The following is a 23,461-nucleotide window of genomic DNA, read 5'->3' on the forward strand; positions in this document are numbered from 1 at the left end:
GGGTGTGATCCTGATCGTTTGGCGCGGCGGGCTGTCAGGCCTTGACGGCCGCCACCACCTTCTGGGCCGCCTGGGCCATGGTGTCGGCGCTGATGATCGGCAGGCCCGACTCGGCCAGCAGCTTCTTGCCGAGTTCCTCGTTCGTGCCCTTCATGCGCACGACCAGCGGCACGTTCAGGTTCACGGCGCGGCAGGCGGCGATGACGCCCTCGGCGATCGTGTCGCAGCGCATGATGCCGCCGAAGATGTTGACCAGGATCGCCTTGACCTTGTCGTTCTTCAGCATGATCTTGAACGCCTCGGTGACCTTCTCCGGCGTGGCGCCGCCGCCGACGTCGAGGAAGTTGGCCGGCTCGGCCCCGAACAGCTTGATGGTGTCCATCGTGGCCATCGCGAGGCCGGCGCCGTTCACCAGGCAGCCGATGTTGCCGTCGAGGCTGATGTAGGCAAGGTCGAACTTGCTCGCCTCGATTTCCGCGGGGTCCTCTTCGTCGAGGTCGCGCAGGGCCACGATCTCGGGATGGCGGAACAGCGCGTTCGAATCGAAGTTGAACTTCGCGTCCAGCGCCCTGATGTTGCCGTTGCCTTCGAGGATCAGCGGATTGATCTCCACGAGCGTGGCGTCGGTCTCCATGTACACCCGGTACAGCTTCTTGAACACGTCGACGGCCTGCTGCGTCGAGCCCGCCGGAACGCCGATGCCGTCGGCCAGCTCCTTCGCCTGCGCGTCGGTGATGCCTTCGATCGGGTCGACGAAGACCTTGATGATCTTCTCGGGGGTGGCATGCGCCACTTCCTCGATGTCCATGCCGCCTTCGCTCGACGCCATCAGCGCGATCTTCTGCGAAGCACGGTCGGTGACGACCGACGCGTAGTATTCCTTCTTGATGTCCGCGCCTTCCTCGATCAGCAGGCGCCGCACCTTCTGGCCCATGGGCCCGGTCTGGTGCGTGACCAGCTGCATGCCGAGGATCTGGCCGGCCAGCGCCTTGACTTCGTCGACCGAGCGCGCCAGCTTGACGCCCCCGCCCTTGCCGCGGCCGCCGGCGTGGATCTGGGCCTTCACGACCCAGACCGGGCCGCCCAGCTTCTGCGCAGCTTCGACTGCTTCCTGCACGGTGAAGGCCGGGATGCCGCGCGGCACAGGCACACCGAAGTTGCGCAAGATTTCCTTGCCTTGGTACTCGTGAATCTTCATCAGGTGTCTCTCGAGGAACGGGCTGGGCCCGAAGACGGGCGGCGCCGATGGCAGACGGCGAGACCGCCTGCAGATGTCGGCCATGAACTGTATCATGGTGCATCGCACCAATTGCGCCTCGCCCCCGCGCTGCGTGGGATGCTTTGCACAGGATCAAACAGATGGCGAAAGTATTCATCGACGGCGAAGCCGGCACCACCGGACTGCAGATCCGCGAGCGGCTCGAGCAGATGCCGCAGGTCGAACTGGTCAGCATCGCGCCCGAGAAGCGCAAGGACGCGGTGGCCAAGCGCGAGCTGATGGCCGAAGTCGACCTCGTCATCCTGTGCCTGCACGACGACGCGGCCCGCGAGTCGGTGAGCACGATCGACGAGATCCGCCGCGGCGAAGGCCGGGCACCGCGGGTGATCGATGCCTCGACCGCGCACCGGACGGCCGACGGCTGGGTCTTCGGCTTTCCGGAACTGGCGGCCGGACAGCGCGAAGCAGTCGCGCGGGCGGACCGGGTCAGCAATCCAGGGTGCTATGCGACCGGGGCCATCGCCCTGCTGCGCCCGCTGGTGGACGCCGGCCTGCTGCCGCGCGACTTCCCCGTGGCGCTGCCGTCGGTCAGCGGCTATTCGGGCGGCGGCCGCGCCATGATCGAGGCGTACGAGAAAGGCGAGGCGCCGGCGTTCGAACTGTACGCCCTGGGCCTGAAGCACAAGCACCTGCCGGAGATCATGAAGTACACCGGCATGACGCGCCGGCCGATCTTCATTCCGTCGGTCGGCAACTTCCGGCAAGGCATGCTGGTGCAGCTGCCGCTGCACCTGGACACCCTGCCCGGCAGGCCCCGGGCGGCCGACCTGCACGACGCGCTGGCGCGGCATTACGCCGGCAGCGAATGGGTGACCGTCGAGGCGCCGACCGACAGCGGCAAGCTCGACGCGCTGGCGCTGAACGACACCAACAGGATGGAACTGCGGGTGTTCGCGAACATGGATCACCACCACGCGGTGCTGGTGGCGCGGCTCGACAACCTGGGCAAGGGCGCGAGCGGGGCGGCGGTGCAGAACCTGAAACTGATGCTGGGTCTCTAGGCGACGCGCACGACGCGGCCGGCCGGGATCAAAGCCGGAACGTCAGCCACTCGGTGAGCTGGCCCGCGTAATCGGGCGGGCAGCCGCCGTCCTTGAGCGCCCAGAGGAACGCGTTGGCCAGCTTGCCCTTCTTGTAGAAGTTCATCCGCTCCCGGGCCGTGAACTGGCGCACGCGCAGGTCGGCGCGGATGAGGGCTTTCTCCGCCTTCGCGCTGAACTTGGATTCCTTCTTCGCGGCCGACGCGGAGAGCTCGTCCAGCACGAATGCGGCAAGTTCCTTTCCGAACCGCTCCGACTCGGCCGCGGAAAACCATCCACCCATCGACTTGCTCCTGCTACCGGCGACCGGGACACCCGGTCTGCTGGGCCGTATTCTGCCTCGGTCGCGCCGCCGCCCGGTCAGGTGGCGCGCTCCCGCCAGGCGCGCTCCAGGGCTGCTTCGAACGCAGCGGTGAACGCTTCCTCGTCCATCAGCGGCGACGAACGCAGCCGCTCGCGCAAGGTCCGGCGCAATCGCGCGATTTCGTCGACGCCGGCCGCCCGCTCGATGGCGAGCGCCTCATACTGGTCGATCCCCGGGGCGATCCATTCGTCCAGGCCCAGCGCCTCGAGAATGCTGGCCGCGCTGCGGGAAGCCGGCAGCTCGCCGGTGGCGGTGAGCACCGGGACCCCCATCCACAGCGCGTCGAAAGTCGTCGTTCCGCCGCCATACGGATAGCTGTCGAGCGCGATGTCGACGCGGTCCATCAGCCGGTAGTAGGCGTGCAGATCCACGCGCGGGGCGAACTCCACCCGGTCGGCGGCGCCGCCTCCCTCGACGATCGCCGACAGCAGGGCGGCGCGCCGCTTGGCCGAGCCGACGTCGGCCACCAGCAGTCGCGCCGTCGGGAGCGAGTGCAGCAGGCGCCCCCAGCGCAGCGCCAGGCCGCGCGTCAGCTTCACCACCTTGTTGAAGGATCCGAACGTGACATGGCCGTTGCGCTCGCACGGCGCCGTGAGCGCCGGCTCCACGGTGACGAACGGCCGGAAACACCACTGGCTGTGCGGCAGCAGCAGCAGCTGCTCGCTGTGCCGCGGCTGCGACAGGTCGGGCGGATCGCAGCGCGTGTCCGACAGCCGGTAATCCATCCTGGTCAGCCCGGTGGTGTTGAGGTAGCCAAGCCATGTGAGCTGCACCGGCGCCGGCTTGCCGACGAAGACACCCAGGCGCACATCGCCGCTGTGGCCGCCCAGGTCGATCAGCATGTCGATCGCGTCCGCGGCGATGGTCTCGGTCAGGCGCGCGTCCGTCCACTCGGCGACATCGATCCAGCGGTCGCTCAATGCGCGGACCCGGCTCGTGAATTCATCCTGGTTGGCGGTGCTGCAATAGCAGAACACTTCGAAGCGCTCGCGCGTGAGGCGCTCGAGCACCGGCAGCAGGAACAGCGTGACCGGATGCGCCCTCAGGTCGCCCGACACGAGGCCGAGGCGCAGACGCGGCTTGCGCGGGTCGCGCGAGGGCAGGGGCAGTGCGGGGACGGCGGCCTCCACCTCGGCACCCAGCGCCCTATGCCGTTCCCACAGCTCCTGCACCCCGGTGCCTTCCACGAGGTTCAGCAGGAACAGCTCGTTCGAGCGCAGGTCGAACCGGTGCGGCTGCAGCGCGATGGCGCGGCGCAGAGGCTCGAGTGCCTGCTCCGCGAAACCCTGTGCCGCCAGCAGGGCGCTGTGCAGGCCGAGGTACTGCGGCTCCGGAGCCAGCGCGATCGCCCGGGCCACTGCCGCCTCCGCCTCGTCCAGGCGCCCGAGCCGGCGCAGGATGGTGGCCTGGTTGTAGAGGGCGCCCGCGTAATCGGGCTTGCGCGCCAGGGCCTGCTCGATCGCCTCGGCCGCTTCGCCGGTCTTGCCCCGGGCGTCGAGCACGTTCGAGAGCAAGACCCAGGCGTCGGTGAAGTCCGGCTTGCCGGCCAGCGCCTGCCGCAGCAGATCCTCCGCGGGGCCAGGCCGGTGTTCCACGAAGTGCAGCTTGGCAAGGTTGTAGGCGCCGAATGGATGGCCCGGCTCGAGGGCCAGCACCTGTTCGTATGAAGCCTTCGCGCCAGCGGCATCGCCGAGCGCTTCACGGGCGATGCCCAGATTCAGGTGCGCCTTCGGCAGCGCGGGCGCGAGGGCGACGGCCTGGCGGTAGCAGGCGTGCGCCTCTTCGAGCCGCCCGGCGTCCTCCGCGGCATTGCCGGTGGCGATGAGATGCTCCGCCGCCTCGCCAGGCGCAGGGATGGGCGCCGGCTGGCCGACGTTCAATGTCTTCAGCAGGTTCTTGAACATGAGGTCCGTGATGGGCGGCGCGTCGTTGATCGTGGGGATTCGGCCGATTCATCCATTGTCGGATGCATCGAAGACCTTGCGCACCACGTCCCCGCCGAAACCGCGCGCCAGCAGGAACCGCGCCTGCCGCGCGCGCTCCCTGGCGTCGGCCGGCATGGAGCCGAAGCGCCGCTGCCACACTTCGCGGGCGCGCTGCAGTTCGGTGTCGCGCAGCGCCGCCACGGCCTCTGCGATCAGCGGGGCCGGCAGGCCCTTGGCCTGCAGTTCCTGCCTGACGCGGGCCGCGCCCAGCCGCGGGGCGCGCCGGTGCAGCACCGAATCGACGACGCGGCGCTCGTCGATGAACCCCTTGGCCTGCAGATCGTCGAGGATCCGGGCCAGCTGCCCCGGCTCCTCCTCGTGCGGCGCCAGCTTGCGTTCGAGTTCCGCGCGCGAGTGCTCGCGGGTGCCGAGCAGGCGCAGGGCGCGGCCCTTGAGCGACAGCTGCGTGGCCGGCAGCGGCAAGCGGCTTACTCCGCGTCGGCTTCCGCCGGCAGGAGCGGAATCCCCAGGGATTCCCGGACCTTGTTTTGGCTCCGGCCGGCCGCGCATGCGGCCTTCACGTGCGCTGCGCGCACATGAGCCTGCGCCGAAACGGCGGTCCCGGCGCTCACGCGCCCTCCTCGCCGGCTTCCGCCGGCAGGAGGGGAATCCCAAGGGATTCCCGGACCTTGTTTTCGATCTCCCTGGCCAGGTCGGCGTTCTCGCGCAGGAACTCGCGCGCGTTGTCGCGGCCCTGTCCGATCTTCTCGCCGCCGTAGGCGTACCAGGCGCCGGACTTCTCGATGATGCGCGCGTTGACGCCCATGTCGATGATCTCGCCTTCGCGGCTGATGCCTTCGCCGAACATGATGTCGAACTCGGCCGTCTTGAACGGCGAGGCCACCTTGTTCTTCACCACCTTGACCTTGGTCTCGTTGCCGATCGATTCCTCGCCCTTCTTGATGGTGCCGGTGCGGCGGATGTCCAGGCGCACCGAGGCGTAGAACTTCAGCGCGTTGCCGCCGGTGGTGGTCTCGGGGCTGCCGAACATGACGCCGATCTTCATGCGGATCTGGTTGATGAAGATGACCATGCAATTGGTCTTCTTGATCGTGGCCGTGAGCTTGCGCAGCGCCTGGCTCATCAGGCGGGCCTGCAGGCCGGGCAGCGAATCGCCCATCTCGCCCTCGATCTCGGCCTTGGGCGTGAGCGCCGCGACCGAGTCGATCACGATCAGGTCCACCGCGCCGGAGCGCACCAGGCTGTCGCAGATCTCGAGGGCCTGCTCGCCGGTGTCGGGCTGGCTGATCAGCAGGTCGGACAGGTTGACGCCGAGCTTCTGCGCGTACTGCACGTCGAGCGCGTGCTCGGCGTCGATGAAGGCGCAGGTGCCGGCCTGCCGCTGCATCTGCGCGATGACCTGCAACGTCAGCGTCGTCTTGCCCGACGATTCGGGGCCGTAGATCTCGATCACGCGGCCGCGCGGCAGGCCGCCCACGCCCAGCGCGATGTCCAGGCCGAGGGAACCGGTCGAGACGACCTGGATGTCCTCCAGTTTCTCGCCTTCGCCCAGCCGCATGATCGTGCCCTTGCCGAACTGCTTGTCGATCTGGGCCAGCGCCGCCTGCAGCGCCTTGGCCTTTTCGCTGTCGGCGGCGACTATGCGGGTTCCCTTGACTTGAGCGTCCATTGAAATCTCCTTGAAAGCAACGTTTGTTTCGTCTGCATCCACTGTCGTTCGGCACAGCCTGGATGCTTGACCAGTACTCTAACGGTTCGCCTTGGAAAAAGTAAACGCAATTTTTTGTCAGTTTGCCTTACGATCTACCGATGAACGACGCCTGGCGGCTCACGCACCTCGGCCGGCTGCTTGGACATGCCATGCGTCGGTTCGACGAGCGCGTGCTGCAGCTCATGGCGCACGACGTGGAAGTGCCGCTGGCGCTGTCGAACCTCGCCGCCCGCTCCCAGGTGAGCGCGGCGCATGTCCACATCACGCGCCACCTCGCGCTGGACGGATCGCGGCTCACGGACCTCGCCCGCAGCGCCGGGATGAGCAAGCAGGCGATGGGCGATCTGGTCGACCAGTGCGAGGCCTGGGGGCTCGTGGCCAGGGAGGCCGACTCGCGCGACGCCCGCGCCCGCCTGGTGCGCTTCACGCCGACCGGCCTGGCGTGGCTGCAGGCCTTCCGTGACGCCGTCGCCCAGGCCGAGGCCGAGTTCCGGGCCGAGGTCGGCCAGGACGTGGCCACCGTGGTGGCGATCGGCCTGGAAGCGTACGCGAGCGGGGGGCAGGAGGCGCCAGCCCGTCAGCCGCGCACCTGAGGGGCGACGTCCGCGTCAGCACAGCCCAGCAGCCAGCGGCGGAAGCAGGCGAGCGCGTGGCGCTGACTGCGCCCCTCCGGATAGCAGAACCAGTAGCCGAGCGCGCTGCGGTAGCCGCCATGGGGCAACGGCTCACGCACCAGCCCCGCGGTGATCTCGTCCTGCACCAGGCAGCGCGGGACCAGCGCCAGCCCCATGCCCGCCATGACGGCGCGGATCATGGTCTGGAACTGGTCGAACTGCGGACCCGAGAACGGATCGATGCCACGCACTCCGTGGGCTTCACTCCAGCGCTGCCATGCCTCCGGCACCGTCACATGGCGCAGCAGCGCGTAACGGCCGACGTCCTGCGCCGCCGCGATCGGCCAGTCGGCCACGGCGGAGCGCGGCGCGATCAGCGCCACGTCCTTGCCGGTGAGGTAATGCGCCTGCGCGCCCGGCCAATGGCCCTCGCCGAAGAGGATGGAGCAATCGAGGTCAGGCCGGTGGAAGTCGTAGCCTTCGACGTAGGGCACGAACTGCAGCGAGATCTGCGGATGCAGTTGCTGGAACGACGGCAGCCGCGGGATCAGCCACTTCGCGCCCAGCGTCGGCAGGCTCGACAGGTGCAGGACGCCGGCACCGTCGTCGCTGGTGATCAGCTCCAGCGTCGCCGCCTCCAGCTGCGCCAGCAGCGAGCGCACGCTCTTTTCGTAGTGTTCCCCGGCCGGCGTCAGCGCCAGGCGCTTGCGCGCGCGGCCGAACAGCGGCACGCCGACCCAGGCTTCGAGCTCCTTGATCTGCTTGCTGACGGCGCCCTGCGTGAGGTGCAGGGCCTCGGCCGCCCGCGACACCCCGCCGAACTGCACGACAGCGGAGAACGAGCGCAGCAGGTGCACGGGCGGAGCGAGGCGGCGCAGCGACATGGGTCCCTGATGGTTCATGACATTCCTGGGTGGAATGTTATCAGCTCCATCATTCGATTTTCAAGAGGCGAAAAGTACAATACCCTTCGCTGTACTCTCGGAGGAATCCACCGCATGCAACGTCGTACCGTCCTCTCCGGCCTGGCCGCTCTTACTGTCGCTCCCGGAATATCCCTGGCCCAGGAGGGCAAGCCCCTCAACGTGATCGTGCCGTTCCCGCCCGGGGGCGCCACCGACATCACCGCCCGCAGCCTGCAGGACCCGCTCTCGCGCATCCTGAAGCAGCCGGTCATCCTCCTGAACCGCGGCGGCGCCGGCGGTTCGATCGGCATGGCGGAAGCCGCGCGCGCGACGCCGGACGGCCTGACGGTCGCCGTCGCCACCTTGTCGACCCACGGCGTCAACCCCGCGGTCTATCGCAAGCTGCCGTACGACCCGATCAAGGACTTCATCGGCGTCACCGAGATCGTCAAGGCACCGGGCCTGATGGCCATGAACGCCAGCGCCCTGCCGGTCAAGACCTTCCAGGAGATGGTCAAGTACCTCAAGTCCAACCCCGGCAAGGTGTCCTACGCCACTCCCGGCAACGGCACCATCGGCCACATGTGGGGCGAGCTGTTCAAGAGCAGCACCGGTACCTCGATGGTCCACATCCCGTACCGCGGCACCGGCCCGGCCATCAACGACGTCCTGGGCGGCCAGGTGGCGGTGTACTTCGACCAGGTCGCGTCCTCGCTGCCGCACATCAAGGCCGGCAAGCTGCGTGCCCTGGCCGTGTCGTGGCCCAAGCGCCTGGACGTGCTGCCGGATGTCCCGACCTACGCCGAACTGGGCTTCCCGATCAACAACGATCCGTCCTGGTTCGGCCTGGTGGCACCGGCCGGCACGCCGGCCGCGGCCGTCAACCGGATCCAGCAGGCCGTGGTACAGGCCCTGCAGGAGCCGGCCGTTCGCGAGCGCCTGGCCGGCCAGGGCCTCTATCCCTCGGGTTCGACCCCGGCCGAATTCTCGGCGCAGGTCCAGCGCGAGATCGCGAAGATGAAGAAGGTCGCGGCCTACGCCAAGGTTTTCCTCGACTGATTTCCGGGGCCCCGCGGGCCCCGCTTCCGCCTTGCACGCAGCACTGAAATTGATCCATCAACGATTCGACGCCGCAGCGCCGGCGGCGGCCGGCGTCGCCCGTGGCGCGGAGCCGGTCCGCATGGTCACGCGGATCGCGGGTACCACGCCCCTGGTGCTCGATTCGCCGCACAGCGGCACCCACTACCCCGACGACTTCCGCGCCGCCTGCGACCTGCCGGTCCTGCGCCGCGCCGAGGACACCCACGTCGAGAAGATCTACGACTTCGCGCCGGCCCTCGGCGCGGCCTGGATCGAGGCGCACTTCCCGCGCATCTATCTCGACGCCAACCGCGACACGCTGGAGCTCGACACCACGCTGCTGGACGGCGAGTGGCCCGAGCCCGTGGCGACCGACCCGGGCCAGCTCTCCAAGATCCGGCTCGGCAAGGGCCTGATCTGGAAGTTCACCGACGACGGCGTCCCGGTGTACCAGCGCCGGCTCACCGTGGCCGAAGTGCGCGCGCGGATCGACCGCTGCTGGCGCCCCTACCACGAGGCCGTGCGCCAGGCGATAGCCGCCGCGCACGCCCGCCACGGCTACAGCATCCACATCAACTGCCATTCCATGCCGGCCGTCTCGGGCAGCCACGCGACCGACTTTCCCGGGCTGGTCCATCCCGACTTCGTCGTGGGCGACCGCGACGGCAGCACGGCGAGTCCGGCGCTCTCGCAACTGATCTGCGACCACCTGCGCGGCCGCGGCTACAGCGTGGCCTACAACCACCCGTACAAGGGCGTGGAACTGCTGCGACGCTACGGCGACCCCGCGCGCCACCGCCACAGCATCCAGATCGAGCTCAATCGCGAGATCTACATGGACGAGGAAACGCTCGCCATCAAGCCGGACGGCATGGCGCGCCTGCGCCACGACCTGCAGGACCTGGTGCGGCTGCTGCTGGCGACCGACCCGCGCTGACCCTTGCCGCGCCGGCGCTGCCGGCCGGCTTCCCTAGAATGTCCGGCAGGGGCCCGCGCCAGTGCCCCGGGAGGGCCGCCGTGCGCATTCTCATTGCCGAAGACGACCAGGTACTCGCCGACGGGCTGCTGCGAAGCCTGCGCGCGTCGGGCGCCGCGGTGGACCACGTGGCCAGCGGCACCGAGGCCGATGCGGCCCTGATGACCAACACCGAGTTCGACCTGCTGATCCTCGACCTCGGCTTGCCGCGCCTGCACGGGCTGGAAGTGCTGCGCAAGCTGCGCGGCCGCGGCTCCGCCTTGCCGGTCCTGATCCTCACCGCCGCCGATGCGGTGGAAGAACGCGTCCGGGGCCTCGACTACGGCGCCGACGACTACATGGCCAAGCCGTTCAGCCTGCAGGAACTCGAAGCCAGGGTGCGCGCCCTCACCCGGCGCGGCGCCGGCGTCTCCAGCAGCACGATCCGGCACGGCCCGCTGGTCTACGACCAGGCCGGGCGCGTGGCGTCCATCGACGGCAAGCTGCTGGAGTTGTCGGCCCGCGAACTCGGGCTGCTGGAAGTGCTGCTGCAGCGGGTCGGCCGGCTGGTGAGCAAGGACCAGCTGGTCGAACACCTGTGCCAGTGGGGCGAGGAAGTCAGCAACAACGCGATCGAGGTGTACATCCACCGGCTGCGCAAGAAGATCGAGAAGGGCCCGATCCGCATCGCGACCGTGCGCGGCCTGGGCTACTGCCTGGAAAAGCTCCAGCCCTGAGTCATGGTGCCCCCACGCTGCCTACGTTCGCTGCCCCCCGAGGGGGCCCTGGCCTCCTTCGGGGCGGCCCGGCAGGAGGCCCGATGAACTCCCACCGCTTCCCGGCGCCTGGCGGAGGCTGAATGAAGGTCTTCCAGCGCGAGCAACGCTCGCTGTTCGGCGAGATCCTCGACTGGATGCTCACGCCCCTGCTGCTGCTGTGGCCGGTCAGCCTGGCGCTGACCTGGGTCGTCGCGCAGAGCATCGCGGGCAAGCCGTTCGACCGCGCGCTCGAGTACAACGTGCAGGCGCTGGCGGCCCTGGTCGGCGTGCAGCAGCAGCGGGTGGTCTTCAACCTGCCGCAGCCCGCGCACGAACTGCTGCGCGCCGACGACTCGGACCTCGTGTACTACCAGGTGCTGGGCGCGCGCGGCGAACTGCTCTCGGGCGAGCGCGACCTGCCGCTGCCGGCCGAGGGCGAAGCGCCGGAGCCGGGCGCGGTGCGGCTGCGCGACGGCGAGATGCGCAACCACGAGGTGCGAATCGCCTATACCTGGGTCAGGCTGGACCTGCCCGGCGCCCAGCCGGCGCTGGTGCAGGTGGCCGAGACCCGCGGCAAGCGCTCGGTGCTGGCCACGGAGATCATCAAGGGCGTGATGCTGCCGCAGTTCGTGATCCTGCCGTTGGCGGTGCTGCTGGTGTGGCTCGCGCTGGTGCGCGGCATCAAGCCGCTGTCGCAGCTGGAAGAGCGGATCCGCGCCCGCAAGCCCGACGACCTGAGCCCGCTCGACGAGAAGACGGTGCCGCTGGAAGTCGTGCCGCTGGTGTCGTCGGTCAACGACCTGCTCACGCGGCTGAAGGACTCGATCGCGACCCAGAAGCGCTTTCTCGCCGACGCCGCCCACCAGCTCAAGACGCCGCTGGCCGGGTTGCGGATGCAGGCCGACCTGGCGCAGCGCGAGGCCGCCAATGCGGAGGAGCTGAAGCAGTCGCTCAAGCAGATCGGCCGCTCCAGCATGCGCGCGACGCACACCGTGAACCAGCTGCTGGCGCTGGCCCGCGCCGAAAGCGGCGGCCAGGTCATCGCCCGCCAGCCCTGCGACCTGGCGCGGCTGACCATCGAAGCGGTGCGCGACTCGGTGCCGCGCACGATGGACCGGCACATCGACCTCGGCTACGACGGCCCCGAGCCCGGCTCTCCCGGCGTGCAGCTGGAGGGCAACCCCACGCTGCTCAAGGAGATGATCCGCAACCTGCTGGACAACGCGATCAACTACACGCCGTCCAGCGCGCAGCACCCGGGCGTGATCACGGCGCGCATCCTGGCCGATCCGTTCGGCCAGGTGCTGCTGCTGCAGGTCGAGGACTCCGGGCCGGGCATCCCGCCGCACGAGCGCGAACTGGTGTTCCAGCCCTTCTACCGGACGCTCGGCACCAACGTCGACGGCTCGGGGCTGGGCCTGCCGATCGTGCTGGAGATCGCCCGCCAGCACCGCGCCGAGGTCGCACTCGAGGACGCCCGCCCGGGGCAACCGCAACCGGGGACGCGCGTGATCGTGCGGTTTGCGCTGGGCGACGGCGCGACCCGCGGCGAGCGCACCGAGACAGACGCTCAGGCCGCCTAGGGAAGCTCTGAACAAATCCCGCCGTGCGCGACGGTGCTTTTCCGGGATGAGATGCAAGGCGGCAGACCCAAGGCAAGCCTGGACGGCTTGCCTGGTCTGGCAACGCGGCAGGTCGCCCGGAAAAGCGCCGTCCCTACGGGCTCGGGCAACAACGGGCGCTTTGCGCACCAAGTTCCTGGCCGGTGCGTCCAGCACCGGCTGCGAAACGTTGGCGCACAAATCATCCCGTTCTTGCCTCGAGCGCGCGCGACGCGATTTGTTCAGAGCTTCCCAAAGACGTTCAGCTGCAGCCGCTCGCGCTCGATGGCGCGGGCCACGGGCGGCAGCGCGGCGACGCGCTGCACGTGCGCCCACAGGGCCGGGAACCGCTGCGGGTCGTGGCCGGCGAAGCCGCCCCAGCGCAGCAAGGTGAGCGCGTAGGCATCGAGCGGGCCGAACGAGGCGCCGCCGAGGAACGCGCGTCCGCTTTCCGCGGCACGGCTCGCCATCGCGTCGATCTCGCCCAGGATGGCGCCGAAGGCCGAGGCCGCCTGCGCCTTGATCTCGGCCTGCGCTTCGGGGCCGGCCGCGAACTTGTGCGGCATGAACACGTGGGTGAAGGTCGGGTGCGCCGTGTTGTTCATCCACGCCAGCGTTTCCAGCACGCGCACGCGCTCGAGCGGCTCGCGCGGCAGGAAGCCAGCCTGCGGGAAGCGGTGGTCCAGCCAGGTGACGATCGCCAGGATCTGGGTGATCACCTCGCCGTCATCGACGAGCACCGGCACCTGGCCGCGCGGATTGAGCGACAGGTACTGCGCGCTCTGCTGCTCGCCCTTGTGCAACTTGACCAGCACCGGTTCGAAGGTCGCGCCGGCCGCCTCCAGCAGGGCGTGCGGCACGAACGAGCAGGCGCCCGGGGCGTAGTACAGCTTGAGCGTCATGGGAAGTTCCTTTTCAGCGGAGAGTCGATGCTGCGGCAGGCGGCGCCGCGTCCGGGGCCAGGCGCCGCAGCTCCTCCTCGCGCAGGATGCGCAGCGCCTCGGGCTTGATCTGCTGGCGCAGCCGCTGCGGCTCGCCGGTGGCGGCGGGCGCGAAGCCCCAGGCTGCGAGCAGCCCCTGCGACCACGCGAAGTAGCCGGCATTGGCCAGGACGAGCAGCAGGACCACCAGGCGCAACATGGGTCAGGCGGCGGGGCGCACGCTCACTTCGGAGCTGGTGACGGTCTTCACGGCGCCCGCAGTATGCACCAACAAGGCCCCTTGCTCGTTGGTGCCGGCCGCGGTGCCGGCGGTGCCGTCGCTCAGGACGATGGCGTTGCCCCGCAACGCGTCGCGGTCATCGAATCGCGCCCGGAAGGCCGCAAAGCCGGCGCGCTCGAACAGCAGCAGCGCCTCCACCAGGGGCGCCGCCAGCTGCAGCAGGACCTGCCCCGGCTGCACCTGCGGCAGCAGCTCGCCGAGCCATGCCGGCGGCGTCGCCAGGCCCTCGGCGGAAGGCGGCGCGAGGTTGATGCCGGCGCCGATCACCGCGTAACGGGCGCCGCCGGGCTCGGCCCCGGTCGAGGCGGTCTCGATCAGGATGCCTGCCAGCTTGCGCCCGTGCAGCCAGAGGTCGTTGGGCCACTTCAGCCGGATCCGGGGATGCAGGCTCTCGGCCAGTGCCACGCCGACGGCCAGCGACAGGCCGGACCAGTCGGCCGGCGCGAGCGGCAGGCCGAGCGAGAAGGTGAGGGCGGTGCCGGCTTCGGCATGCCAGACGCGCCCCAGGCGCCCGCGGCCGGCCGTCTGGCGCTGCGCCACCAGCAGCACGGGATCGGCGCGGCCGGACCGGGCCCGCCGCATCAGCTCGCTGTTGGTCGAATCCAGTTCCGGCACCACCTCCACGGTGAACCCGGGGAGCAGCGGGGCCACCGCCTCCCGGATCGCTTCCGCGACCCCGGGCAGGTCCGCGCCGGCACCGGCGGCGGGGCCGCGCGCGCCGGTGCCGCCGCTCACTTGCGCCGCCCGCGCTTGGGCGCCAGCAAGGTGCCGCGACAGTTCTTCGAGCCGCACCAGCAGGGGTATTCCGCCTTGAGCTTGGGCGTGTACGGCTCGTCGATGATCAGGCCGTAGTCGTAGCTGAGCTCCTCGCCCGCCTCGATATTGCGCAGGGCCTTGATGAACACCCGGCCGTCGTCCTCGTCCGCCTCGCAGTTGGGGTCGCACGAGTGGTTGATCCAGCGCGAGGCGTTGCCGCCGTGCTTGGCGTCGATCACGTGCTTGTCGTCGACGTGGAAGTAGAAGGTGTGGTTGGGATCCTGCGGATCGTGCGGGTGGCGGCGCTGCGCCTCCTTCCAGGTGATCACCTCGCCCACGTACTCGACGATCCGCTCACCCTCGGCGATCGGCTGCAAGGCGAACACGCCCTTGCCGTGCACGCCAGAACGCCGGACCTGGATCCGGCGTCCGGAGGCCGGGGACGCACCGGCGGAGGCCGCGCCCCGGGAGGCGCCGGCCCGGGGGCCGGCAGCTGGTTTTTCTGCCATGGGTGAAAGTCTGTTAACTTGAATGTGCACACGTGCGCGCGCGCACGCGTGAGGAAGCGCCGATTGTAAGGAGGGCGCCGCCCGCCGGCGGCGCCGGGAACGACTGGACCAGACAGTGAGCATGAAGACACTCGTGATTGCCGAGAAGCCGTCCGTGGCACAGGACATCGTGCGCGCGCTGACGCCGGTCGCCGGCAAGTTCGAGAAGCACGAAGACCACTTCGAGAACGACAAGTACATCGTCACCAGCGCGGTGGGCCACCTGGTGGAGATCCAGGCGCCCGAGGAATTCGACGTCAAGCGCGGCAAGTGGAGCTTTGCCCACCTGCCCGTGATCCCGCCGTATTTCGACCTCAAGCCGGTGGACAAGACCAAGTCGCGGCTGAATGCGGTGGTGCGGCTGGCCAAGCGCAAGGACGTGGGCGACCTTGTCAATGCCTGCGACGCCGGGCGCGAAGGCGAGCTGATCTTCCGGCTGATCCAGCAGTTCGCCGGCGGCGGCAAGGCCTTGCCCAAGCCGGTGCGGCGCCTGTGGCTGCAGTCGATGACGCCGCAGGCGATCCGCGACGGCTTCGAGCAGCTGAGATCCGACCGGCAGATGGAAGGCCTGGCGAATGCCGCGCGCTCGCGGTCCGAGGCCGACTGGCTGGTGGGGATCAACGGCACGCGCGCGATGACCGCGTTCAATTCGCGCGACGGCGGCTTCTTCCTGACCACCGTCGGCCGGGTGCAGACGCCCACGCTCGCCGTGGTCGTCGAGCGCGAGGAGCAGATCCGCAAGTTCGTGAGCCGCGACTACTGGGAGATCCACGCGACGTTCCTCGCCGAAGCCGGCGAGTACCAGGCGAAATGGTTCGACCCGAACTGGCGCAAGAACCCCGACGACGCCGAGCAGAAGGCCGACCGCGTCTGGTCGCAGCGCGACGCACTCGCCATCGCCGACGCCGTGCGCGGCAAGGCCGCCACGGTCACCGAGGAATCGAAGCCGACCACGCAGGCGTCGCCGGGACTGTTCGACCTCACATCCCTGCAGCGCGAAGCCAACGGCCGCTTCGGCTACTCGGCCAAGACGACGCTCGCGCTGGCGCAGAGCCTGTACGAGCGGCACAAGGCGCTGACCTATCCGCGGACCGATTCGCGCCACCTGCCCGAGGACTACCTGCCGGTGGTGCGCAACACCATGGGCATGCTGGCCGGCAGCGGCATGCGCCACCTCGCGCCGTTCGCCCAGCAGGCGATGGACGAGGGCTATGTGAAGCCGACGAAGCGCGTGTTCGACAACGCGAAGGTCAGCGACCACTTCGCCATCATCCCGACGCTGCAGGCGCCCAGCGGCCTGTCGGACGCCGAACAGCGGATCTACGACCTGGTGGTGCGCCGCTTCCTCTCGGTGTTCTTCCCCAGCGCCGAATTCCTCGTGACCACGCGCATCTCGCAGGCGGTCGGCCACAGCTTCAAGACCGAGGGCAAGGTGCTGGTCAAGCCGGGCTGGCTCGCGATCTGGGGCAAGGAGGCGGCCAGCGAGGTCGAGGGCGCGAAGGAAGGCGACAAGGGCCAGAGCCTGGTGCCGGTCAAGCCGGGGGAGATGGTGCGGGCCGAGAACGTCGAGGCGCGCGGGCTGAAGACGCGTCCGCCGGCGCGCTACAGCGAGGCAACGCTGCTCACGGCGATGGAAGGCGCCGGCAAGTTCATCGAGGACGACGAACTGCGCGAGGCAATGCAGGAGAAGGGCCTGGGCACGCCGGCCACGCGCGCCGCCATCATCGAAGGGCTGATCAACGAGAAGTACATGATCCGCGAGGGGCGCGAGCTGATCCCCACGGCCAAGGCGTTCCAGCTCATGACGCTGCTGCGCGGCCTCGGGGTGGAGGAACTGTCCCGGCCCGAACTCACCGGCGACTGGGAATACAAGCTGGCCCAGATGGAACACGGCCGGCTCTCGCGCGACGAGTTCATGCGCGAGATCGCGGCGATGACCGAGCGCATCGTGCGCAAGGCCAAGGAGTACGACCGCGACACCGTGCCGGGCGACTATGCGACGCTGACGACGCCTTGTCCGAACTGCTCCGGCGTGGTCAAGGAGAACTACCGGCGCTACACCTGCACCGGACCGACCGGCGACGGTGAGGGCTGCGGCTTCTCGTTCACCAAGATTCCGGCCGGCCGCGCCTTCGAACTCGCAGAGGTCGAGCAGTTCCTGCGCGACCGGAAGATCGGCCCGCTGGAAGGCTTCCGCTCCAAGGCCGGCTGGCCGTTCACGGCCGAACTGGCGCTGAAATACAGCGACGAAGACCGCAACTGGAAGCTGGAATTCGACTTCGGCAAGGAGGACAACCCGGCCGAAACCGGCGAACTGGTGGACTTCGCCGGCCAGGAGCCGCTGGGCGCCTGCCCCAAATGCGGCGCGCGCGTGTTCGAGTGGGGCAGCAACTACGTCTGCGAGAAATCGGTGCCGACGGCGCAGCAGCCCACGCCGAGCTGCGACTTCAAGACCGGCAAGATCATCCTGCAGCAACCGGTCGAGCGCGAGCAGATGGCCAAGCTGCTGGCCACCGGCAAGACCGACCTGCTCGACAAGTTCGTCTCCATGCGCACGCGGCGGTCGTTCAAGGCCTTCCTCGCATGGGACGCCGAGGCGGGCAAGGTGAATTTCGAGTTCGAGCCGCGCGCGTCGAAGTTCCCGCCGCGCAAGGCGCCCGCCGGCAAGGCCGCCCGCGAGCCGGCGGCGAAGTACTCGCCGGCCGCGAAGGCAGCGAAGACCGTGGCCGGCAAGACGGCCGCGAAGAAGGCGCCGGCGAAGAAGGCGCCGGCGGCGAAAGCCGCCCCGGCGAAGAAGGCGGCGCCGCGCAAGACCGGCCCCGGGCTCAAGCCCAGCCCGCAACTCGCGGCGGTGATCGGCACCGAGCCGGTGGCGCGCACCGAGGTCATCAAGAGACTGTGGGACTACATCAAGGCCAAGGGCCTGCAGGACGCGAAGGACAAGCGCGCCATCAACGCCGACGACAAGCTGCTGCCGGTGTTCGGCAAGCCGCAGGTGACGATGTTCGAGCTGGCCGGGATCGTCGGCAAGCACCTCTCGGCAGAATAAGGGGAACGCAGGGAGCAGGCAGTACGGGCCGGCGGAGCGGCCCCGAGGAGGGAAGTCATGAAGGACAGGGCCTGCCGGCAGGCAGTGCGATGGCTGGCTGCGGCCGGTCTCCTTTGGTCGGCGCAGGCGACCGCGGCACTGCCGGCCGGGGCCGCGGCGGAGATCCTGACGCTCCAGGGCAGCGGCGAGCAGCGCACCGGCAGTGCGCCGCAATGGCGTCCCGCCCGCATCGCCCAGGCCCTCGCCGCCGGCGACTTCGTTCGCACGGGCGAGGCGTCGCGCATGGCCCTGCTGTTTGCCGACCAGACGCAGGTGCGGCTGCACCAGAACACCGTCCTGCAGGTCAAGGGCGTCGCGACGCCGGCGCAACCGCTCACCACCATGCTGCTGGAGATCGGCCGGGCCTGGGCGCAGACCCGGCGCGTGCCGGACAGCCGGCTCGAGCTGCAGACGCCGGCGGCCACCGCCGGCATCCGCGGCACCGACTGGGACATCGAGGTGGAGCCCGGCGGCCGGACGCTGCTCACCGTGCTGTCCGGCACCGTCACGCTCTCCAATCCGCAAGGGACGGTCGTCGTCGGCAGCAACGAAGCCGCGCTGGCCGAAGTCGGCAAGGCGCCGGTGCGCATCCAGCTGAGCCAGCCCGCCGACCGCGTGCAGTGGGTCAATGCGCTGGTCGCGGAGCCGCTGCGGCACCTGCCGTCCGGCGCGGTGCCGCCCGCGCTGCTGCCGGCGCGTGCCGCCCTCGCCAGTCGCGACGCCGCCGCGCTGGAGGCCGCGCTGGCCGCCGTGCAGGCGCAGCCCGAATGGGTCGCCGTGTTCCAGGCCGCGCTCGACATGCTCGGCGGTCGCAGCGGCGATGCCGGCCGACGCCTGGCCGCGCTGCTGCGCGGCACCGACGCGCCGGTGGCCGCCTACGGCATGCTGGCCGACCTGCAACTGGTCGACGGGGACAACGCGCAGGCCCAGTCCACCCTGCGCGGCGGCCTCGCGCGCTGGCCTGGCACGCCCGTTCTGCGCGCGCAGCTCGCCCAGGCGCAGTTGCTCGCGGGGCACACCGACGAGAGCGCCCGTACGCTGGCGCCGGTGCGTCCCGAGGACCCGGCCGACCTGTGGCTCGCGCGCGGTGCGCTGGCGCGGCGCGAAGGCGACGTGCGTGGCACCGTCGACGCCTACACCCGGGCGACGCGGCTCGCGCCCGGGGACGATCGCGGCTGGTTCGGCCTGGGCAGCGCGCACACCGAGCGGGAAGACACCGTGCCGGCGCGCGCGGCGCTGCAGCAGGCGTTGCAGCTCCATCCGCACGGCCCCGGCTATCGCGGCGAGCTCGGTACCCTGGAGACCTTGCGCAACGCGATGCCGCACGCGCACGCCGCCTTCGACGCGGCCCTGGCCGACGATCCCGGCGACTACGTGGCGCTGACCGGCCGCGGGCTGCTGCGCCTGAAGGAGGGCGAGCCGCAAGCGGCGCTCGACGATCTGCTGCGGGCCGGGGTCATGGAGCCGCGCTACGCCCGGGCGAAGGCCTACACGGCCGTCGCGTACTGGCAGCTGGGACGGCACCAGGATGCGATCGCGACCCTGGAGCAGGCGGCCGCGCTCGATGACAAGGACCCGCTGCCCTGGCTGTTCCTGGCACAGATCCATACCGACCTGTTCCGCGCCGGAGATGCGGTGCAGGCCTCGCGCCGGGCGGTGGAGCGGATGCCGTACCTGAAATCGCTGAACCAGCTCGCCAACGACCAGCAGGGGCGCGCGAACTTCGGCGCTGCGCTCGCGTTCTTCGGCATGGAGGAGTGGGCGCTGGAACTGGCGCAGCAGGGCTACCACCCGTACTGGGGCGGCAGCCACCTGTTCCTCGCGGACCGCTATCCCGGCGAGTTCAACAAGAATTCCGAGCTGTTCCAGGGCTTCCTGGCCGATCCGCTGGCCTTCGGCGGCAGCCCGCGCTTTTCCACGCTGCTGCAGCGACCGGGCGCGTACGGCGTGGTGGGCGCCACGCATGACCGGGACTTCTACCGGCTGTCGGCGCCGTCGTTCGCGGTGAACGGGCTCGCGCATCCTGGCTATCCGCTCGCCTTCTTCGCCAAGGGCCAGCGGGCCAACGTTTCCGGCATGCCGGTGGAGATCGGCGCCGGCAGCGAAGACTACGACGCCCGGGCGCGGGTGGACACCATCGCGGTGGGCGCCCGCCCCACCGAGCGGCTGGGCGCGCTGATCTATCTCACGCAGACCGACATCGGCCTGGGCGGGCGCCGCGAGCTGGACTTCTTCGGCGACGGCACGCTCGGGACGAGCCGGATCGACAACACCACCAGGCAGGCCACGTTGGGGCTTTCGTACCGCTGGTCGCCGACGGCGCAGACCTGGCTGAAACTGGGCTCGGCGACCGACGACTCCGAGTTCTACGGGCTGCAGTCGCCGTTCGCCGACGAGTGGTCGTCCGGCTCGCTGGGGCTGGTCGGCATCCTCAGGAAGCGCGTCGTCGACCTGCAGCTGCGCCACACGAGCGATCCGGATGCGGACACGCGCCTCGCGCTGGGCATCGAGCACGTCAGGGAAGCGCAGGACAACCAGGTCGGCGGGATGGGCCCGGTCCGCATGGAGTTCCTCGGCGAGTCGTTCACCGACACGATGGTGTTCACCGGCTTCAACGACATTGCGCGGCGCTTCTCGGCGGTGACCCTCGCCGGGGAGCGCCGCCTGTCGCCGGCGGTGCGGCTGGACGCGACACTGGTTGCCAATTGGCTGCGCCAGGACGTTCACGGCCGCAACAGCATCGGCTTCCTGGCGCTGGGCGCGGCCGACGGCGCCGACGCGAACGAACGAGGCACCCAGCGCGCGCTGACGCCGCGTGTCGGCTTCGTGTTCCAGCCGCGTCCGCAACTCACGCTGCGCGCCGCCTACCAGGACTGGTTGCGCCCGCTCAGCGTGAGCACGCTTGGCAGCGTGCAGACCGCCGGCATCCCGGTCGAGGACCGCCTGGTGGAGGCCGGCGGGCGGCACCGCCGCGTCGTCGCCCAGGCCGGCGCCACGCTCGGCGAGAACACCTTCGTCGCCGGCCGCGTCGAGCGGCTGCGCGTCGACAACCCGGCGTCGCCGGGCGTCGACCTGCGCACCCCGAGCCTGCCGTTCCTCGAGGAGTTGCGCAACGCACAGGTGGTGAACCTGTCGACCACCGACCTGCTGGAGGGCACGCCCTCGTTCCGCCGCGGCACGCTGCGCGCGGCGACGGTCGGCATCAACCACATGTTCAGCCGGCACGCGAGCGGCTACGCCAAGGTGCTGCACCAGGACAGCAGCAGCAGCCTCGACGGCGCGGACGCCGACGCCGCGGGCAAGCGCATCCCCTACCTGCCGCGCTGGACGGTGGCGCTCGGCGCGACCTGGGCCAGCGACGCCCGCGTCTACCTCAGCGCCCGGCTCGTGCACCGCTCGCTGCGCTACGAGGACCAGGAAAACCGCAAGGTCCTGGCGGGCGGCACCACCATGGACCTGATGGGATTCCGGGAGACCGCCGACAAGCGCTGGGTGATCGGTGCCGCCGCGCTCAACCTGCTGGGCGGCAAGTCCGAGCGCCAGAGCCGGCGCTACATCGTCGATGTCCGCTACCGCTTCTAGGGAGCGCCTGGCCGGCGTGGCCGCCGCGCTCGCGGCGGCGCTGGCGCTGTGGCTGCTGTCGCTGACCCCGGGCGGCCGGCTGGCGGAAGCGAAGGCGTTCGACCTGTTCACGACGCTGGCCGCGCCCCGCGCCAGCGCAGCGCCCATAGTCATCGTCGCGGTCGACGAGCCGACTTTCCAGGAGCTGCGGCTGCAATGGCCGTTCCCGCGCAGCATGCACGCCCGGTTGCTGGAACGGCTGCAGGCCGACGGCGCCGCCGCCGTCGGCTTCGACGTGGTGTTCGCCGAACCGACGACGCCGGCCGAAGACGGCGCCTTCGCCCGCGCCATCGCCAACTCGCGCGCCGTGGCACTGGCGTCGGCCCGCGAGATGCTGGACGGCGGCAACGCGACCATGTGGACCGAGGTCCAGCCCCTGCCCGAACTGCTGGCGGCGGGCGCCGTGGCCGGCGACATCGGGGTTCGACCCGATGCCGATTACGTCGTCCGGCAGCGGCCCGAAGGCGGCGAGACGATGGCGGCCCAACTCGCAGGGCGCCTCGGCGCGACGGCCGCCGGTCCGCGCGGCGAACTGATCGAGTACCTCGGCCCGCGCGGCACGATCGACACGCGCTCGTATTACCAGGCGGTGTTGCCGGGCCTGCTGCCGCCGGGGTTCTTCAGCGGCAAGATCGTGCTGGTCGGGCGCACCAGCCGCAGCGCCGCGGATTTGCGGCAGGCGCGGTCGGACATGTTCAACTCCCCGTTCGTGCTCGGCGGCCAGGGCGACAGCGCGTTTCCGGGGGTCGAGATCCAGGCCACGCTGCTGGCCAACCGGTTGCAGGGCGGGGGCGTGGTCGCCGTGGCGCCCCAGTGGCGCCTGGCGCTGGTGCTCGGCCTGGCCGCCTTGCTCGCCCTCGCGAGCGCGTCGCTCCATCCGGCGCTGGCGGCCGGCGCGAGCGCCGCCGCCGCCGCTGGCGTGGTGGTCCTGTCGTGGTCCCTCTTCGCCGGCGCGCGCTGGTGGTTGCCGCCCGTGGGACCGGTCGCGGCGCTCGCCGCCGCCGCCGCCGCGACCGGGCTGCTGCACTTCGTGTCCGTGCGCCGGCGCAGCCGGCGGATGCGGGGACTGTTCGCGCAATACGTGCCGGCGGAGGTCGTCGCGCAACTGGTGGAACAGCCCGGGCTGGTGCGCCTGGGCGGCGAGGCGCGCGAGGTCACGGTGATGTTCACCGACCTCGCCGGTTTCACGGGCCTGTCGGAGCGGTTGAGCGCGGAGCAGACGGTGGAGGTGCTGACCGCCTACTTCAACGCGATGACGCCCGTCATCCACCGGCACGGCGGCACCGTCGACAAGTACATCGGCGACGCGATCATGGCCTTCTGGGGCGCGCCGCTGCCGGATCCGGCGCACGCGGAACATGCCGTGCGCGCCGCGATCGAGATGCAGGAGGCCATGCACCCGCTGGCCGGGGAACTGGGCGAGCGCGGGCTGCCGCCGATCACGATGCGCATCGGCCTGCACAGCGGCACGGCCGTCGTCGGCAACGTCGGCTCCGACCTCCGCTTCTCCTACACCGCCGTGGGCGACACCGTGAACCTCGCGGCGCGGCTGGAAGGTGCCAACAAGGCATTCGGCACCGGCATCCTGCTGTCGGACGCGACCGCGGCGCGGCTGCCGCCGGGCCTGCCGCTGCGCGTGCTCGACGTCGTCGTGGTCAAGGGCAAGTCCGAGCCGGTGCGGGTGTTCACGCCGTGCGACGACGACGAGCTGCGCGAGCACAGCGCCGCCGCGCTGGCGGCCTTCGGCGCCGGTCGCTGGCAGCAGGCCCAGGAGCACCTGCAGGCGCTGCTGCGGCGCGAGCCGCGGGACCCGGCCGCCTTGCGGCTGCTCGAGCGGGTCGATCAGGCCCGCGCGCTGCCGGCGGGGGCCGACTGGTCGCCCGCGCTCGCCCTGGACAAGCTGTAACCGGCTGGCTGGACCGCCATCGCGGTTCCGTTGCATGATCTGGCCCCCGACCCGTACAGGAGAACCGC

General features: G+C 70.3%; 19 protein-coding genes. 9 read left to right on the forward strand and 10 right to left on the reverse strand.

The window, feature by feature from the left end; translation table 11 throughout:
• Positions 1–34 precede the first annotated feature (34 nt).
• Positions 35–1,198, reverse strand: coding sequence for an ADP-forming succinate--CoA ligase subunit beta (sucC, locus tag RAMLITH_RS12545; protein ID WP_168107771.1), 1,164 nt, complete (start codon positions 1,196–1,198; stop codon positions 35–37).
• 161 nt (positions 1,199–1,359) lie between these two features.
• Between sucC and argC the strand changes: the two genes are divergently transcribed.
• Complete coding sequence (gene argC / locus RAMLITH_RS12550) at positions 1,360–2,280, forward strand: N-acetyl-gamma-glutamyl-phosphate reductase (RefSeq protein WP_168107772.1); 921 nt, start codon at positions 1,360–1,362, stop codon at positions 2,278–2,280.
• A 28-nt stretch (positions 2,281–2,308) separates the two neighbouring features.
• Here the strand turns inward: argC and RAMLITH_RS12555 are convergent, their stop codons facing one another.
• The 4 genes from RAMLITH_RS12555 to recA all read right to left on the reverse strand — a co-directional run bounded on the left by RAMLITH_RS12555 (position 2,309) and on the right by recA (position 6,298).
• Complete coding sequence (locus RAMLITH_RS12555) at positions 2,309–2,602, reverse strand: hypothetical protein (RefSeq protein WP_168107773.1); 294 nt, start codon at positions 2,600–2,602, stop codon at positions 2,309–2,311.
• A 77-nt stretch (positions 2,603–2,679) separates the two neighbouring features.
• Positions 2,680–4,587 (reverse strand): O-linked N-acetylglucosamine transferase, SPINDLY family protein, encoded by a 1,908-nt coding sequence (locus RAMLITH_RS12560; RefSeq protein WP_168107774.1) that lies wholly within the window; start codon positions 4,585–4,587, stop codon positions 2,680–2,682.
• Positions 4,588–4,635: 48 nt separating this feature from the next.
• Positions 4,636–5,091 carry a recombination regulator RecX gene (gene recX, locus RAMLITH_RS12565; RefSeq protein WP_420376906.1) on the reverse strand — a complete coding sequence of 152 codons (456 nt, stop codon included), beginning with the start codon at positions 5,089–5,091 and terminating at the stop codon, positions 4,636–4,638.
• Positions 5,092–5,236: 145 nt separating this feature from the next.
• Entirely contained in the window at positions 5,237–6,298 is a 1,062-nt protein-coding gene (gene recA, locus RAMLITH_RS12570) for a recombinase RecA (RefSeq protein ID WP_168107776.1), read from the reverse strand.
• Between the two features lie 140 nt (positions 6,299–6,438).
• Here recA and RAMLITH_RS12575 point away from each other — a divergent pair, with 140 nt between their 5' ends.
• Complete coding sequence (locus RAMLITH_RS12575) at positions 6,439–6,933, forward strand: MarR family winged helix-turn-helix transcriptional regulator (protein ID WP_168107777.1); 495 nt, start codon at positions 6,439–6,441, stop codon at positions 6,931–6,933.
• Here RAMLITH_RS12575 and RAMLITH_RS12580 read toward each other — a convergent pair.
• Positions 6,918–7,838 carry a LysR substrate-binding domain-containing protein gene (locus tag RAMLITH_RS12580; protein ID WP_168108121.1) on the reverse strand — a complete coding sequence of 307 codons (921 nt, stop codon included), beginning with the start codon at positions 7,836–7,838 and terminating at the stop codon, positions 6,918–6,920. The genes RAMLITH_RS12575 and RAMLITH_RS12580 overlap by 16 nt on opposite strands.
• Positions 7,839–7,952: 114 nt before the next feature.
• Between RAMLITH_RS12580 and RAMLITH_RS12585 the strand changes: the two genes are divergently transcribed.
• The 4 genes from RAMLITH_RS12585 (at position 7,953) to RAMLITH_RS12600 (ending at position 12,235) form a co-directional block, all read left to right on the forward strand.
• Complete coding sequence (locus tag RAMLITH_RS12585; protein ID WP_168107778.1) at positions 7,953–8,918, forward strand: tripartite tricarboxylate transporter substrate binding protein BugE; 966 nt, start codon at positions 7,953–7,955, stop codon at positions 8,916–8,918.
• 31 nt (positions 8,919–8,949) lie between these two features.
• A complete protein-coding gene (locus tag RAMLITH_RS12590) occupies positions 8,950–9,876 on the forward strand; it encodes an N-formylglutamate amidohydrolase (RefSeq protein WP_168107779.1) in 927 nt (308 codons plus the stop codon).
• An 80-nt stretch (positions 9,877–9,956) separates the two neighbouring features.
• Complete coding sequence (locus RAMLITH_RS12595; protein WP_168107780.1) at positions 9,957–10,631, forward strand: response regulator; 675 nt, start codon at positions 9,957–9,959, stop codon at positions 10,629–10,631.
• A gap of 122 nt (positions 10,632–10,753) precedes the next feature.
• A complete protein-coding gene (locus RAMLITH_RS12600) occupies positions 10,754–12,235 on the forward strand; it encodes a sensor histidine kinase (protein ID WP_168107781.1) in 1,482 nt (493 codons plus the stop codon).
• Between the two features lie 260 nt (positions 12,236–12,495).
• Here the strand turns inward: RAMLITH_RS12600 and RAMLITH_RS12605 are convergent, their stop codons facing one another.
• The 4 genes from RAMLITH_RS12605 to RAMLITH_RS12620 are packed head-to-tail and all read right to left on the reverse strand — an operon-like array spanning position 12,496 to position 14,739.
• Entirely contained in the window at positions 12,496–13,155 is a 660-nt protein-coding gene (locus tag RAMLITH_RS12605) for a glutathione S-transferase family protein (RefSeq protein WP_168107782.1), read from the reverse strand.
• A 13-nt stretch (positions 13,156–13,168) separates the two neighbouring features.
• Positions 13,169–13,393, reverse strand: coding sequence for a hypothetical protein (locus tag RAMLITH_RS12610; protein ID WP_168107783.1), 225 nt, complete (start codon positions 13,391–13,393; stop codon positions 13,169–13,171).
• Positions 13,394–13,396: 3 nt separating this feature from the next.
• A complete protein-coding gene (locus RAMLITH_RS12615; RefSeq protein ID WP_420376907.1) occupies positions 13,397–14,209 on the reverse strand; it encodes a biotin--[acetyl-CoA-carboxylase] ligase in 813 nt (270 codons plus the stop codon).
• Positions 14,206–14,739, reverse strand: a complete 534-nt coding sequence (locus RAMLITH_RS12620; protein WP_168107784.1) for an SET domain-containing protein — start codon at positions 14,737–14,739, stop codon at positions 14,206–14,208. Before RAMLITH_RS12620 ends, RAMLITH_RS12615 begins: the two co-directional genes overlap by 4 nt.
• Before the next feature lie 121 nt (positions 14,740–14,860).
• On the opposite strand from RAMLITH_RS12620, the gene RAMLITH_RS12625 reads away from it, so the two are divergent.
• From RAMLITH_RS12625 to RAMLITH_RS12635, 3 genes are read left to right on the forward strand one after another with little or no spacing between them, the layout of a single operon-like run.
• On the forward strand, positions 14,861–17,827 hold the full coding sequence (locus tag RAMLITH_RS12625; protein ID WP_168107785.1) for a DNA topoisomerase III: 2,967 nt from the start codon (positions 14,861–14,863) through the stop codon (positions 17,825–17,827).
• A gap of 57 nt (positions 17,828–17,884) precedes the next feature.
• Positions 17,885–21,448, forward strand: a complete 3,564-nt coding sequence (locus RAMLITH_RS12630; protein WP_168107786.1) for a FecR domain-containing protein — start codon at positions 17,885–17,887, stop codon at positions 21,446–21,448.
• The gene (locus RAMLITH_RS12635) at positions 21,429–23,393 is read left to right on the forward strand and encodes an adenylate/guanylate cyclase domain-containing protein (protein WP_168107787.1); all 1,965 of its coding nucleotides are present in this window, start codon (positions 21,429–21,431) and stop codon (positions 23,391–23,393) included. Before RAMLITH_RS12630 ends, RAMLITH_RS12635 begins: the two co-directional genes overlap by 20 nt.
• The last annotated feature ends 68 nt before the right edge of the window (positions 23,394–23,461 follow it).

Source organism: Ramlibacter lithotrophicus, assembly GCF_012184415.1.
Taxonomy (GTDB): domain Bacteria; phylum Pseudomonadota; class Gammaproteobacteria; order Burkholderiales; family Burkholderiaceae_C; genus Ramlibacter; species Ramlibacter lithotrophicus.

Coding starts and splice junctions, on each gene's coding strand:
- RAMLITH_RS12625 (WP_168107785.1), top strand. CDS start 14,861: ATGAAGACACTCGTGATTGCCGAGAAGCCGTCCGTGGCACAGGACATC.
- RAMLITH_RS12630 (WP_168107786.1), top strand. CDS start 17,885: ATGAAGGACAGGGCCTGCCGGCAGGCAGTGCGATGGCTGGCTGCGGCC.
- RAMLITH_RS12585 (WP_168107778.1), top strand. CDS start 7,953: ATGCAACGTCGTACCGTCCTCTCCGGCCTGGCCGCTCTTACTGTCGCT.
- RAMLITH_RS12610 (WP_168107783.1), bottom strand. CDS start 13,393: ATGTTGCGCCTGGTGGTCCTGCTGCTCGTCCTGGCCAATGCCGGCTAC.
- recA (WP_168107776.1), bottom strand. CDS start 6,298: ATGGACGCTCAAGTCAAGGGAACCCGCATAGTCGCCGCCGACAGCGAA.
- argC (WP_168107772.1), top strand. CDS start 1,360: ATGGCGAAAGTATTCATCGACGGCGAAGCCGGCACCACCGGACTGCAG.
- RAMLITH_RS12605 (WP_168107782.1), bottom strand. CDS start 13,155: ATGACGCTCAAGCTGTACTACGCCCCGGGCGCCTGCTCGTTCGTGCCG.
- RAMLITH_RS12580 (WP_168108121.1), bottom strand. CDS start 7,838: ATGTCGCTGCGCCGCCTCGCTCCGCCCGTGCACCTGCTGCGCTCGTTC.
- RAMLITH_RS12620 (WP_168107784.1), bottom strand. CDS start 14,739: ATGGCAGAAAAACCAGCTGCCGGCCCCCGGGCCGGCGCCTCCCGGGGC.
- RAMLITH_RS12555 (WP_168107773.1), bottom strand. CDS start 2,602: ATGGGTGGATGGTTTTCCGCGGCCGAGTCGGAGCGGTTCGGAAAGGAA.
- RAMLITH_RS12635 (WP_168107787.1), top strand. CDS start 21,429: ATGTCCGCTACCGCTTCTAGGGAGCGCCTGGCCGGCGTGGCCGCCGCG.
- RAMLITH_RS12600 (WP_168107781.1), top strand. CDS start 10,754: ATGAAGGTCTTCCAGCGCGAGCAACGCTCGCTGTTCGGCGAGATCCTC.
- RAMLITH_RS12560 (WP_168107774.1), bottom strand. CDS start 4,587: ATGTTCAAGAACCTGCTGAAGACATTGAACGTCGGCCAGCCGGCGCCC.
- RAMLITH_RS12575 (WP_168107777.1), top strand. CDS start 6,439: ATGAACGACGCCTGGCGGCTCACGCACCTCGGCCGGCTGCTTGGACAT.
- sucC (WP_168107771.1), bottom strand. CDS start 1,198: ATGAAGATTCACGAGTACCAAGGCAAGGAAATCTTGCGCAACTTCGGT.